The sequence below is a fragment of the Niallia sp. FSL M8-0099 genome, assembly GCF_038006945.1.
Lineage (GTDB): Bacteria > Bacillota > Bacilli > Bacillales > Cytobacillaceae > Niallia > Niallia circulans.
The window spans coordinates 625,248-639,044 of the sequence record NZ_JBBOWF010000001.1 but is presented as its reverse complement, the minus strand read 5'-3'; the positions used below and the strand labels follow the sequence as shown (position 1 = coordinate 639,044).

Here is a 13,797-nt window from a genome sequence, read left to right as displayed (position 1 = left end):
AGTTTTATAGTGATTAAGCTGCTATTGGTTCTTGGATAAATGCATGCATATGTGGGATGTCCTTCAACATCTTCTCCTCTTGAAACACAAACTGTTTCTTACCAATAGAGAAGAGTATGCGGATGAGCTTATTACACAAAGCAATTAAAGACTGCATCTTTTTCAACGGATTGTCAGGTCTCGTTGTGTAGTAATGATGTAGGGCTTTAAAGGCTTTGTTCTTGGCTACTAGAATCATAGATGCCCGGAATAACAATGCTCGTAATTTCTTTCGACCACGTTTGGTTATTCTGGTCCTCCCTTTATGCTTACCTGATGTATTTTCTTTTAAGCTAAGCCCTGCCAGTTTGGTTATCTGACGAGGATGATTATATTCACTCAAATCGCCTACTTCAGCGAAGAAACCCGCCACTGTATCGCGTCCAATACCTGTTATCTCTAACATTTGATCAACACCTGGAATATCTTGAAGCAGTGTATCCAGAGTTTGGTCAAGCTCTTCGAACTTGGCTTGAATGAGTTCATACTTTTGGATTAAGGTTCTTAATTCCATTTTAGCCATCATGGCACCCTGTCGGATGCCAATCGAGCGATTGGCTGCTTCTTTTAAAGCTTGAATTTTCTTAATCCCTATACTACGTTTCACAGCTTGCCTAAGGTATTCTAGTAATTCTTCTTCTGTATATCTAACCAATTCTTCCGGTAATGCTTCAAGCTTTAATAAATGAAGAGCTGCTTTCCCTTCCCAACTTTTAAAAACAGTAAAGAACTCTGGGAAAAATCGATCTATCCAGTTGTGTACTTGTCCTTGTACAATCTGTAAGTCAACAGTTAATAGATCACGTAATTTCTTAGCCACACGCAGCTCCGCGAAAACTCCTTGTGGTATCGTTGGTTCGGCGTATCTACCATCTTTGATTAGTTGTGCAATGACTTTTGCGTCTTTGACATCATTTTTAGTGGGAGAGTTATCGTCTAGCTCCTTACTATGCTTGACGTGTAAAGGATTGACCGTGACGAACTTAATCTGTTCCTCCCTTAGAATATGAGCTAAATTAAGCCAATAATGGCCTGTAGGCTCCATTCCAGTAATGACAGACTCCATTTCGCATGACTCTTTTATTTGATTAATCCAATCAATAAATGTCTTAAATCCTTCTTGGGTATTTTCAAAAAAGCAAGTAGAGCCTAGCTCCATTCCACGATAATCCTGCGCTCTAGCTACATGATGATGTTTGGCAATATCAATACCAATTACTAGAGTTTTAGGTGTGATTTGAGCTATTTTATGATTTTGGTTATAATTCATAGTGAGACCTCCGAGTAGATATTTTGTCCCTTTTAGCTGGCCAGGCTTAGGACACATTTATCTTATCAAGAGGTCTTTTTTCTTTCAAACCGCATTTTCACTTATTACAGGAATGCTGCCCCGTTAGCCCCATAACAAAAAAGGAACGCCGCAGCGAATCCTCTTGTGCTCAGCACTCGTTAGTTGAGCAATCAGCTGACCACCTTATTTTCAAATATTAACTTTATAATTTAGTGTAAGTTCATCACCTGGTAATCCCCTAATTCCCCAATTATGTTTAGGGGTTTCATATATGGTGATTTCCACATCCTGAGAGGTTATGTTTAACTCGTTTTTAATTCGTTTGAACAGTAAATTAATCAACTTCTTCTTACTTTCTATTGTCCTACCTTCAAATATACTTATTTCAATTATGGTATAATCCTCTGTTCTTCCGTCCGCAAATAAAAAATCATCTTTATCCATAGGAAAGAAGCGATGAAACCTCTTTTCTGATGGATACTGAAATGCATCCATAACACAAGAATGTATTACCTCAGATAATTGTTTTTTAATTGGGTTTAAACTTTCTTTGAGACCAAACACTCTAATTTGTGCCATTCTCGATTCATCCTTCCTTATCTACTCTAAACTCATCTGACTTAATTAAAAGATATTCAATAAACTTTATAAAAATCCTTCTTCAACTATCCTGCTCCTTTAATACCTTAATAGATAAAAGTGCATTCATCCTTCTTGAATCAATGCAACAGTTAGCTAAAGAACTAGTGTATTATCTTATCTCTTTAAAGTCCCTATCCAAACATCACCCTTGTCGAGACTATATTGCAGGAAACTCCCATCTTCATCTTTAATTCTTACGGCATCATAGGCTTTTCCCTTAATCCTTGATACTTCTTTTTCGGTTAAAGCACCTTCTTCTAACCATTCATTTAAGTCATTTTCATCGTAATAATCACTCTCTATATGCAAATCCCATTCAAATTGTTCTAACTTGTCTCTCAAAGAATGAAATTTATCAAATGGAAACCCCTTATTTTCTTGCCTTCTTTTGAAGGTTTCATCATAAAAATCAAGACAATTTCTATATGCGACAACAATTTGTGAATTAATAAAATGAGGGTCATAAAGCCAGAGTTTCAAATAAAAGTCTTCATCTTCTTTTTTCATTTTTTGATGCCACTCTAGGTAAACTTCGATCATTGCATCAAGTAAAAGGCTTTTATACCAATTAGGAGGATTTCTTCGTTCTAATTTATAAAAAGGATTAATCCATAATTTTTCGTATTGTCTTTGATAATTCCTTAAGTAGTCCATATCTAAATTCATTGCATTTTGCTTCCATCTTTCGATTTTTCTTTTATGTCTTTTCCAACCTCGTATTTTCTTCTTTTTTGAAAAATAAAACACTTGTACACTTCCTTTATTGATTTATATAACTCAATGATACCTTATCTTCTTGTTTAACTAACCTCCCTCAATAAAAAATGCGATACCCCTGTCCTAAAATTAAGACAGGGGTCATAAAGTTGTTGTTAAATTGTTTAGAAAAAACACATTATTGGATAATATATTCTATCATAAAGTTACTCCTGCATTATCTGAATAAGGTTGCCGCATGTATCGTCGAAAACAGCTATTGTTACTTCGCCCATTTTTTTCGGCTCCATTGTAAACTTCACGCCGTTTTCCAATAATCGTTCATACTCTTTACGAATATCTGCCACGCCAAACATTGTTACCGGGATGCCTTCGGTAAACAGTTTCTTTTGATACTCTTTAGCGGCTGGATGGTTATTAGGTTCGAGCAAAAGCTCGGTACCTTCTTTGTCTTCGGGAGAAACAAGCGTTATCCACCTATATTCTCCTGCTGGAACGTCATGCTTTTTTACAAAGCCCAAGGTTTCTGAATAAAACTCAAGTGCCTTGTCTTGATCTTGTACGAATATACTGGTAACAATGATTTTCATATTTCTTTTCCTCCTTTGATATTGAAATGTATGTTGCTCTAGTCTCATTAACTATTTATATTATACTATTAAGAGCGAATAATAAAGTCAGCTCAATTTTTGGGAGAAACAATGGTTCTCTCTACAATAAACCTGAACCTATAGTTACATAAAAAATATTCATTTGCAGTTAGTGTACACTTGTAAATTCCTTCTTTTACTCTGCTTCTTACATTAGATATCAATAAATGTAATATAGCAGCCAATCACCTGCAGACATTTGACGCAAAAGTGATTGGCTGCCATACCGTGACACAGCTTTGCAAACCCACCTTCTATGGCTAAATTTTTATAAGAGGCGGATTCAACACCAATCCAATATCTGCTATTCTGACTTGTTAGATCCGCCATGACTCAATCCCCTACTCCTCAAATGCTAAACTCGTTTTCAACCGATCTAGTTGTAAGAAATGATGTCTGTAATGCATTACAATCAACAAAAACCACTCCTGTGCGTTTAATGCACCAAATGCCGGATGAAGCATCTTATTACTTACGACCGATTGATGTAAGATTGACTCCATATTCCTCATCCGTTCTACAACCCTATGAAGCCCATCTACCAGGTACTCCATGCTCTCAGGTGGTTGCGGAGTATAATTCGGCGAAGCAGGGACCTTAATACGAACGGCAGGAAATTGTTCTATTTTAAACACTGCCTTCCCCTGCTCCGTTTTTTCCATCGCTGGATTCAATGTCGATTCGCTGCCATCTAAACATTGCTCGGCATTATGCAGATGAATAAAAGCTGATTGAATTAAATGTACATACATCTGTCCAATGGACCAATCATCCTCGTTCAACTTTCTATTTAATTTCTCCATATTAAATTTTTTTAGTTCTGCCAAATATCTTTCTACTGTAATTTCAAATGACTTCAAAACTTCCTTTGTACTACTCATCCTTCTAGCAACTCCTCATCATTTTGATATATTCATAGTATAAAAAAACACTACTGACAGGTGTATGTCAGTAGTGTTCTAAAATTTTTCTCGCTACTTCTCGAACCTTGTGACGCAAAGATTTCGGTTCAATCACCTCAATATCTCCGCCAAAGCCAAGTAAAAAATGCAATATTTCCTCCGGATATCGAACACGAAATTGAAAGATAACCTCCTTCTCCCGCTCTTCAATGGTATCAATATAAAAATTAACTGCCTCTATAATCTTGTCGGCGATTTCTGGGATTGCCCTAATTAAGATTTTTTCATCTCGATTGTCAGGTGGCCGATAGCTGCTTAGATCAAAATTATTTGGCAAAAGAAATCGTTCCTCCAACACAGAAAGTTCGGTCATCCGTGACAAGCGAAAATGACGTATATCTTGTCTCAAATCACAGTGTGCGATTAATATCCAATTTCCATGAACTAGTGTTAATCCATATGGAGAAACCTTACGCTTATTTTTCCGCTTCCCATCCGTTCCTGGCATATTTTTGATATACACAAAACTGATTTTGCATTGTTTCAATATTGCGTCACGAACTTGATTAAGATAAGTTCTTACCCTATCTTCAGTTGATGGTTCACCTACATGAAGCAGTCGCATGGTTTCCCGAACAAGTGTTGATTGGTTGCGGACTGATTCCGATAAAGTAGCCTCGATTTTTCTTTTAGCAGTCTTAGCATAAATACCGTAATCAGTATCCAACCTTTGTTCAATAAAATCAGCTCCCATGAGCAGAGATACTGCCTCTTCTGCTGTAAAACTAACCGGGGGCAGAAAATATCCTTCCATTAAGGAATAACCCAGACCAGGAGCGCCTAAAATCGGAACCCCAGCCTCACTTAGTGCTTGAATGTCCCTATATATCGTACGGACACTTGTCTCAAATTGAGAAGCTAAGTCTTCTGCCCTCAGCGTTTTGCTTCGCTGTAATTCAAGCGTGATTGCAAGCTGCCGCTCAGTTTTATTCATTTTTTCTGTCCTCCACAGTTTATCTTTCAAAATATATTAATGATCCGTCATAGTTGAATAGCAGCATGCAGATCTCTAAGAGAGGATCATCTTCGCAATGTATACGCGCTAAATGCTTCGATTTGTTGCCTCGTAACGATTCTAAAATTCGCTATCCAACTAAAAATTCCCCATAGCAACTCTCGGGTTTCCATCCATGTTCACCAATTCTTAATCTAACAAATATTCTTCAGCAGAATTAATCATCTCTTACCTCAATTTGCAGATTTATTTCTTATAATATCATAAAAAATTTTGTACTAAATGCCCCCGTTAGTCCAATAAAGAAAAATGATACAGCTTACATTAACACAAAAGCGTTGTTGAACTGAGATCAACAACGCTCCTCGTTTTAATATCCCCCTAATTCTTTTCTATTTGGGGCATGTGGTGGTTCCTCCATCCATCCCCTGTCCATTAAAATATCAGCCCCATCCTTTCCAAACTTCAAAATTTCAGGAATCAATTTCAAATATTCAGTAGACAGGTCAATTCGTGATGTGATAGATAATGCATGCCCAATATAGGTCAACCCTTGTGTATTAAGCGTGTTTACAAGGTTCATAATTAACTTTTCCGAAAATGGAGATATAGTAGAAGTTGAAACTTCGGTATTAATCATGATAGTGCCAATTAAATCATCTTTAATTAAGGCATCATTCAGAAAGCGTATTTGTTTTTTAGCTAACTCTTTTCCTTTAATTAAATAATTTTTTATCTCTTTATCTTTTACAACTTGAATAAAACCTGTGAGTAAGATTAAACCAAAATAGTTCCTTTCAATGTTAAAAAACATTTCAGAAATTTCAAGTACATTTAGTGGCCGTTTTGGTTCAATAAATTTAGACAGTAGGCCTTCTTTAGTAACAAACTCGACTGAATCAGGATATGGAATCATTGTTGGTCTATCATATATTCCTTTAGATAGCATCAGATCAACTGATTTATTATAAAGGTCTAATGAAGAAGTCAAACAATTAGAGAAAAAAGTTCTAATATCTTCTCTTGCAACATTAGAAAGCTGAATACTATAGTTCATTAAACCTATCCGACTCATACCATAGATATAGCTTACTGAAAATAAATCAAAAAACAAAGGTGGTGCTGTGAGGTCAAGATCATCATCTGAAAATCCCTTTGGAATAGGGAAGCCTTCACTTTTAAATATGCTTTCTATTTCTTCTATATGTTTATTAGATATATCTAAAGTTAGTTGAATTAGAGGGTTAACATCTGTGTAGTTCGAATGATGTAAGAAATGCTTTGTAAGACAGATAGACAAGCTATCAGATATATAAGTTCCCCATAAACCTGCAATTTCAGTTGATGATAAGCCTACTGAATGTTTTGGCTCCATTGAAAATCTCCTTTTCAATAAAATTTTTTCTAATTTAAGTATGCTCAGTTCAAAGCTATATATACCGTGAGATCGAGTTGCCATAACATCATTCCTGTTCTGCCAACTATACACTTCTTTCAAATAGTAAGCATTAATCATGTAAATGAGCTGAATAATAACATTATATCTACTGATTTAAAGATCGTTTCTTTCTGCCGCATGTAAAAGATAACAACCCTCACAGTTAACAAAAGTTTATGGAAATCCATCCCTTTAAAAATATGGTTTCGGCCCTCTGCCTAACTGTCTATGCTTAAAGATAACTTTACTCCTCCAAGCCCCTCTATATGGATACCACGAACAATTGCATAATTTGTTCAACATTTTCTTGAGTACTCCGTCTTTATATAGTGAACTGACTTTCAGAATTAATAAACTGGAATAAAGAGACTCTAAAATAAGCGATGGAAACTAGGTGCCTAGAATGGAAAGAACCAACTCAATCTCGAGTTGGATTATATAATAATGCAGATAGCGCAAAAACTGTTCAAATGATAATCGATACAATAAAAAAAGAGAGAAAATGGTCGGGAAATACATGTGAAAAGAGGTTTTTTATTAACTCGCTAGAAGCTCTGGAATCCCGGTATAGCCACGAGCTTTCAAAACCATAAAAAGATGCTTTCCTTCATTCAGGAAAGCATCTTTTAGCACAATAATAAAAGTGTTTTTAATCAAAGATTTTTAATTAAGCCTCTGTTAAAGCTTAATGTTGATATTAATAGAAATAACGGAAGTTCCATAAAAATGGAACTTCTATTTTATTGTCTTATTGAACTAACGCACCCAATCGTTGAATAACCTAACTACCATCTTTCTCTAATTTCTTTTATGACAACTTCTGGATTATCCCAATGTAACATATGAGAAATATTAGGTACTAAATTTACAGTTGCTCCTGTTTTTTGTGCAAAGATGCCTGAAGTTATATCCCTATACGTATCTTGTGACTTAGGAAGGGTTGCACGGAGTAATAAGATATTTAAGTTATTAGGGAGTTTTTCATAGATATCCTCCGCTTCATCTTTGTACATACCTTTAATAATGTTACCAGCCGTTTTTCCCCTTGCGTGCCAATAATACTTTCCATCCTTAACAAGAGCTAAATCCTTTGCCGCAGTCATTAATAGTGGAGTTCTTCTGGAGTCACCAAAGACAGCCACATCCAAAAACTTTTCCCAAGTCCCTACATACTCTTCAAAATCCTTTTCGTAATACTCAATTTCTTCTTCTATTGAAGTAGAATTTCTTCTTTTAGTCTGGTAGCCACCGTCAATTAGAATTGTCCCCAGCACTTTCTTAGGATAATTAAGTATATAGAATAAAGAAACAAAACTTCCCCAAGAATGAGATAAAAAATAAAACTTTTCAATTTTTAAGATTCCGATAATATTTTCCAACCATTTTGCTAATGCGGGCATTTCATACCTTTCTACACGATTAAACCCATCTGTTTTACCGTGACCAGGAGCATCTATACTAAAAATTCTATAATCATTCTTTATTTCTTCTGCGATTTCAATAAAACTTAGGCTTGTACTTCCTAATCCGTGTAAGCAAAAAATTACAGGTTTATTTTCACTACCCCATTCTGTTATGTGTACATTGATTTCCCCGTCATTAATTATGTACCTTTTCAATTTTTATTTTTCCTCTCATATCTTTATTTTCTTCTTCAATAAAACTGCTCCATAGTTGAATAAAGAAAAGCCCTTTATACAGTAAACTTAGATAATCTAAGTTTATCATATGTTTCTGCATTTGGAATTTAATTCCCTTTTACTATTATATCGTTCTTAGTGACTTCATTTTGCTGATGATGATTGCTCTCTAACAATTGAAACCACCAAGATAGTTGTTCAGATACGTGGTCGCCACGCCGTTAAAAAGCTGTATCCAACCTTTCACCTTTCAGTCTTCGGTGGTAGTTGTGGACGTTCTGGATGTGATATAGACCCTTGGTGTAGGTATTAATTACACTGTATCTACTTTACAAGGCAACTCTTTAGAAGTTGATTTGTCACTATTAATAAAAAAGGGAATAAAAAACAGTGGGTAAATCATTAAATACAAATTTACTGCCCACCAGCTTATATCAAACTCTAAACTAAATCCCCAAAATGCAATAGCCTGCAAACCCGAACAAAAGGTCAGCACTAATGAAATTAAGGCATACGGCTTCCATTTTGCACTTGTTTTCTTATATAAGTATAAGCTATAGAGCCCTGTTGCTGAGATGAAAATATCTAAAGGAAAAAACGACCAGTTCCAAGCAATAATAATGGGATTATCATAATCCTTAAAGGCCCATTCTATAGGAATAAGACTGAAATATGTAATAATCCAATATATGATAAAGCCTATATCGGTGACGAGAAAAAAAGGCTTTAAATATTTCATTAACAAAATCCTTTCTTATTTAAATATTTCTTTACTGCTGAAATAAGACCAAATGTAGTCACAGTTACAATAAACAATTATAAGAGTTCATTCCTACAGGTAATAGAAGTAAAATAGGATAAAATTTGAATAACTAGTATAACTACTCGCTCATCTGAGACTTGTGATCAGATGCTTCACTATGATCGACAGTAAAGTTAAGAGTTACAACGCCGATAATAATAAGAAAAATCGCAGTTATTTTCACAAGACTTAAACTCTCATTAAAATAATATACTCCAATAATTGAAATAATTAGGATTCCTATACCTGACCAGATTGCATAAGCCACAGAGATTTCGATCGTCTTTAATGCCAACGTTAAAAATACTAAACTGTTTAGATAGAAGAATATTAATAAAATACTTGGTAATAACTTTGTTAAGCCTTCAGATAATTTCATACTTGTTGTACCAGCAACCTCAAATACTATTGCCAAACATAAATATAGCCAAGAAATATTAATCACCTTCCTTATATTTCGAAATGCCATTCAACAATATATCCATAACTGCTTCTAATTTTTCTTTAATTGTTAATGAGCTTTGCGAAGCATAAATTTGATTAATAGCACCTAGATACAATTCAATAAAGATATCTAGATTAATATCTCGAAGGTTTCCTTGTTCTATCCCTTGCTTCATCAAAGTAAGAACAGTTGACCATTCTTCTCTGAGGAAAATATCCAATTTCTCCCATTGTTGAAAATGGTGCTTTTTTAAATCGGACAATAAGCGAATATCCATAATCCCGAACTCTTCAGGAGTACTACAAAGGATAAGTTTAATCTTATCTAACACATTTGTATTCTCATCCATAACTATCTCTTGTTCATTTTGTTTTATACTATGAATAAGTTTTTCGATAATCTCGTCAACAATCTGATCTTTTGAAGAAAAGTATTGATAAATTGTTCGTTTGCTTGTTCCTAAATTAGCAGCTAACTCACTCACTGTAAAACTAAATCCTTTTACTTGAATCAATCTAATTGTTTCATCAATAATTCTATTATGCAAAAACAGACCTCCTACCAATACGAATGAAACTCATTCGGTTTTATTGGTACCAGTATAGTATAATATCTAAAATTGCACAATAGTTTTTGTTATAAAATGTAATAATGACAGATACTCGAACTCTATTTCCGGAATGAGAGAAGCTGCATTATAGTAGAGATAACTGACAAAATATTCATCTAAATGAATCATGAAGTGGATGGAACAGGTCCTCCATTGAATTTCTGACAACTGAAAAGTGTTCCACATTGTAATGTCCATGAAGAGTTGTATTATGGTGCTTGATGATTTGTTCTTCATTTATTACGTCATTGCCCAAAGTAGAGTGTCCATCACCTACTAACGTTACGTCAAAAGTAGCTTGACAAACCATATCGAGAGAAACCGTCTTCATATAATTCCGTTTTATCACTCTGCTTTCCTTGTATTAATAATTGTCCAAACAGAACTAAACAAATTCTTTTAGCCCCCCCTATTTTTACTATAAGTAAAAAGAAACCATTTTGAAGAGTCGTTAATCAAAATGGTTTCTTTTCAAGCAATCTCCCATATAAACATTCGTTAGTTTAATAGTTTTTGAACCTTATCGGCAATATAATCTCTTAATGAGACAAGTTCATCTTTCTCAAAAGTATTAGTAACATTTCCATTTTCATAAGAATCGACGACTTTACTAATGGTAATCCTTACATCCTTTGAGAATGTTTTAAGCCCCCAATTACCAGCTTCTTGCTTGGAGGAAACGACTCCTTCTTTAAGAAACCAAAATACTCTTATTAAATTTAACGAACAATAAATGGGGTCTTTTTCGATATTTTCCAAACAATCGTAATAGTCACCTAGTATGGAAGATGTATAATCTGCGCTTGGAACTAAAGGAAATACTTCCTTTATAGGTTTACCTTCTACACATATGCCTCTTTGATAAGTAATCGTTAAATGAGCTGCTAAATCGGCATCTGAATGAATATCACCATTTATATACTGATAGGTACCATTTAACAAATCTCTTTCGAAGCGTTCTCTCCAAAACTCACTATAATGGAAGTCAAATACACATGGATGCTGCCAATGCCGTAATTGATCCGTATTTAGAAAACTTATTTCAATGGGATATGGAGAATTGGAATAACCTAATAAGAACCGCGCTAATTTTCTTTTATCTTCTACTTCTAATGATTGATGCGTAATAACCAAAACATCCACATCGCTGCTTTTAGGATTAAATCCTCCCATAGCCAAAGAACCATGTATATAAAAACCAAGGTAATTTTCTTTTATAATTTCCTTCATACTTTTATTTAGATGAAAGACAAAATCCTTCACTTCAGAAGAACATGTTTTCCAAACATCCCCCATCTTTCTCCCCCCTGTTCTTACTCCGTTACCAATATGCTTATTTGTTAAAAATAGTAATTTTAGTTAATATTAATACTAACTATCGCCAATGTAAACATTCACAACTATCATATTGCTGTTCTCTGAGGAAATAAGAACATCGTACAAAAAAAAGATAGATAGAGCGAATTCCTTCCACTCTTCTATCCTTTTTCTTTCAATACATATACTGTATGATATTTTATCATCCTTAACTACTAAAAGCTTCACACGATAAAAGCAAAGTATAAAATGAATAACAAGCAAAGTACATACATAATTGGATGAACTTCTTTATAACGCTTTTGTGCTACTAAACATATTGGATAAAAAACAAATCCTAATCCAATCCCAATTGCCACACTAGAAGTAAGAGGCATCATAATAATTGTTAAAAAGGATGGAATGACAATTTCTAACTTCGTCCAGTCTATTCTCCTAATTTCCATTGCCATTAATGCCCCTACCACAATTAATGCAGCAGCTGTAACTTCTACTGAAATCACGGCAACAAGTGGGGAAAAGAACAATGCAATTACAAAGCAAGCTGCAATGACGACAGACGTAAAACCTGTTCTTCCTCCGACAGCAATACCTGCAGAAGATTCCACACTCGTAGCTGGTGTCGATGTACCTAAAATAGCTCCAATAGCACCTGCAGCAGAATCGGCTAGCAGTCCTTTACCGATATTGGGAATCTTATTATCTTTCATCATTCCAGCTTGGCTAGTTAAGGCAATTAATGCACCTGCAGTATCAAAGAAGGCAACAATTAAAAAGGTAAAGATAACTGTTAGTATTTCTGGCGTAAAAATCTTATCTAAATGAGAAAACACAACACCAAATGTTGGTTTAAGGCTTGGTATATCTCCAACAAGCGAAGAGGGAACTTCTATTAATCCAAAAATCATTCCCACAATCGTAGTAATGACCATTCCATAAAAAATCCCGCCGTTAATGCCGCGTACTAACATAACAATTGTAATAACAAGACCTATAATTGCCAGCAGAGTCATAGGGGACGTTAAATCACCAATCGAGACAAATGTATCTGGATTACCAATAATAATTCCACCATTTTTCAACCCAATAAACGTAATGAAAAATCCAATTCCAGCAGCGATTGCATGTTTTAAACTCGCTGGAATGATATTAATGATCTTCTCGCGGATTTTCATTAAACTTAATAACATAAAAATGATTCCTGCAACAAAAACACCAGTTAAAGCGACCTGCCATTCTATTCCCATTCCTATACATACAGAAAAAGTGAAGAACGAATTCAGGCCCATACTAGGTGCAATTGCGATTGGAAAGTTAGCAAGTAAACCTATAAGTAATGTTCCGATGATTGCAGTGAGCGCTGTTGCTGTGAATACAGCCCCGCTATCCATCCCAGATTGGCTTAAGATAATTGGATTTACAACTAATATATACGCTATAGACAGGAAAGTGGTTATTCCTGCAAGTGTTTCCTGCGCATAAGAAGTGTTCCGTTCTGCAAATTTAAAAAAGTCTCTCATGTTGTCGTCTCCTATTTGCTAAATTATAGATCGATAGGGAGTGATTCTAAGATTAGTTTTACCACTAATTCATTTTATTTTCCCCTTAATAAAAAAAACTTTGACCCTTATTTGGTCAAAGCTTTTCTACAAAACGGAATAAAAATGTTATAAAATTTCCATTCCTTGTAGACAAGCTATTTATTGGTAGCTGGTAGAAACTTTCAAGCCATATTCTTGAATTTATACAAGGTTCTATCTATTCTTTTAAAAAAACAATAGGAGAATAATAACAAGTTTAAATTATTATGTCAATAGTATAAATTGGAATAGGATTGTCTAGTAACAAATCAAAGTACTGAGAAGATTGAATGTAAAAAGAATTAAAGGAAAATAATTCGGAAAAAGCCATAAAAAAAGACCATTTCGGTCTTTTTTATGGCTTTGCTTCTTCTACTACTAATGAGATGAATTTATCATTTTTTGTATTATGATTCACCGTAACAATAACTGTTTTTTCCTTTCCACCCTCTTTTACGAGAAATTGAAAGGAATCTTGTTCTTCTTGCGGAGATATTTTTTTACGCCCTAAATATTTATAATCAGTTACAGACTCTTCTGGATAATCTGCCTTTACTACAGCAATTGCAACAGACCCAAATTTCTTATAATCTAACTCCTGGACAGCTAAATGATGCGATGGAAACATAAATGCCATAACTAATACTGATATACTAACAATAAGAACGGATAAAGATTTAGTCTTCATATTTACCTCCAATGTTTTTTC

The 13,797-nt window shown here is 34.5% G+C and carries 15 protein-coding genes, 2 pseudogenes and 1 riboswitch; all 17 genes and pseudogenes read right to left on the bottom strand.

Annotation, left to right across the window (positions count from 1 at the left end; all coding sequences use genetic code 11):
• Window positions 1-13: 13 nt before the first annotated feature.
• A complete protein-coding gene (locus NSQ92_RS03020) occupies window positions 14-1,309 on the bottom strand; it encodes an IS110 family transposase (protein WP_341152369.1) in 1,296 nt (431 codons plus the stop codon).
• A 210-nt stretch (window positions 1,310-1,519) separates the two neighbouring features.
• On the bottom strand, window positions 1,520-1,909 hold the full coding sequence (locus tag NSQ92_RS03015) for a tautomerase family protein (RefSeq protein ID WP_095320220.1): 390 nt from the start codon (window positions 1,907-1,909) through the stop codon (window positions 1,520-1,522).
• Window positions 1,910-2,086: 177 nt separating this feature from the next.
• Window positions 2,087-2,662 (bottom strand): hypothetical protein, encoded by a 576-nt coding sequence (locus tag NSQ92_RS03010; RefSeq protein WP_369989489.1) that lies wholly within the window; start codon window positions 2,660-2,662, stop codon window positions 2,087-2,089.
• 233 nt (window positions 2,663-2,895) lie between these two features.
• Entirely contained in the window at window positions 2,896-3,279 is a 384-nt protein-coding gene (locus NSQ92_RS03005) for a VOC family protein (protein WP_061797659.1), read from the bottom strand.
• A gap of 213 nt (window positions 3,280-3,492) precedes the next feature.
• Window positions 3,493-3,669: a hypothetical protein gene (locus NSQ92_RS03000; protein WP_235850110.1), complete on the bottom strand. Its 177-nt coding sequence runs from the start codon at window positions 3,667-3,669 to the stop codon at window positions 3,493-3,495.
• A gap of 11 nt (window positions 3,670-3,680) precedes the next feature.
• The gene (locus tag NSQ92_RS02995; RefSeq protein WP_061797662.1) at window positions 3,681-4,220 is read right to left on the bottom strand and encodes a DinB family protein; all 540 of its coding nucleotides are present in this window, start codon (window positions 4,218-4,220) and stop codon (window positions 3,681-3,683) included.
• Between the two features lie 67 nt (window positions 4,221-4,287).
• Complete coding sequence (locus tag NSQ92_RS02990) at window positions 4,288-5,235, bottom strand: helix-turn-helix transcriptional regulator (protein ID WP_341152368.1); 948 nt, start codon at window positions 5,233-5,235, stop codon at window positions 4,288-4,290.
• A 391-nt stretch (window positions 5,236-5,626) separates the two neighbouring features.
• Entirely contained in the window at window positions 5,627-6,631 is a 1,005-nt protein-coding gene (locus NSQ92_RS02985) for a DUF3231 family protein (RefSeq protein ID WP_144546714.1), read from the bottom strand.
• Window positions 6,632-7,479: 848 nt separating this feature from the next.
• The gene (locus tag NSQ92_RS02980; protein WP_047942733.1) at window positions 7,480-8,313 is read right to left on the bottom strand and encodes an alpha/beta fold hydrolase; all 834 of its coding nucleotides are present in this window, start codon (window positions 8,311-8,313) and stop codon (window positions 7,480-7,482) included.
• A gap of 128 nt (window positions 8,314-8,441) precedes the next feature.
• Window positions 8,442-8,636: pseudogene (locus tag NSQ92_RS02975) on the bottom strand (IS1595 family transposase); the annotation flags it as partial.
• 11 nt (window positions 8,637-8,647) lie between these two features.
• Window positions 8,648-9,073 carry a YvaD family protein gene (locus NSQ92_RS02970; RefSeq protein ID WP_047942734.1) on the bottom strand — a complete coding sequence of 142 codons (426 nt, stop codon included), beginning with the start codon at window positions 9,071-9,073 and terminating at the stop codon, window positions 8,648-8,650.
• A gap of 142 nt (window positions 9,074-9,215) precedes the next feature.
• Window positions 9,216-9,572 carry a DMT family transporter gene (locus NSQ92_RS02965; protein WP_047942879.1) on the bottom strand — a complete coding sequence of 119 codons (357 nt, stop codon included), beginning with the start codon at window positions 9,570-9,572 and terminating at the stop codon, window positions 9,216-9,218.
• Between the two features lies 1 nt (window position 9,573).
• The gene (locus NSQ92_RS02960; RefSeq protein WP_341152367.1) at window positions 9,574-10,128 is read right to left on the bottom strand and encodes a TetR/AcrR family transcriptional regulator; all 555 of its coding nucleotides are present in this window, start codon (window positions 10,126-10,128) and stop codon (window positions 9,574-9,576) included.
• 175 nt (window positions 10,129-10,303) lie between these two features.
• A pseudogene (locus NSQ92_RS02955) lies at window positions 10,304-10,480 on the bottom strand (cysteine hydrolase); the annotation flags it as partial.
• A gap of 209 nt (window positions 10,481-10,689) precedes the next feature.
• On the bottom strand, window positions 10,690-11,487 hold the full coding sequence (locus tag NSQ92_RS02950; RefSeq protein WP_341152366.1) for an aminoglycoside adenylyltransferase domain-containing protein: 798 nt from the start codon (window positions 11,485-11,487) through the stop codon (window positions 10,690-10,692).
• 245 nt (window positions 11,488-11,732) lie between these two features.
• Window positions 11,733-13,028, bottom strand: coding sequence for an NCS2 family permease (locus tag NSQ92_RS02945; protein WP_095258747.1), 1,296 nt, complete (start codon window positions 13,026-13,028; stop codon window positions 11,733-11,735).
• Window positions 13,029-13,176: 148 nt separating this feature from the next.
• Window positions 13,177-13,278, bottom strand: a riboswitch (purine riboswitch).
• A gap of 165 nt (window positions 13,279-13,443) precedes the next feature.
• Window positions 13,444-13,776, bottom strand: coding sequence for a DUF3889 domain-containing protein (locus NSQ92_RS02940; RefSeq protein WP_047942740.1), 333 nt, complete (start codon window positions 13,774-13,776; stop codon window positions 13,444-13,446).
• Window positions 13,777-13,797 lie beyond the last annotated feature (21 nt).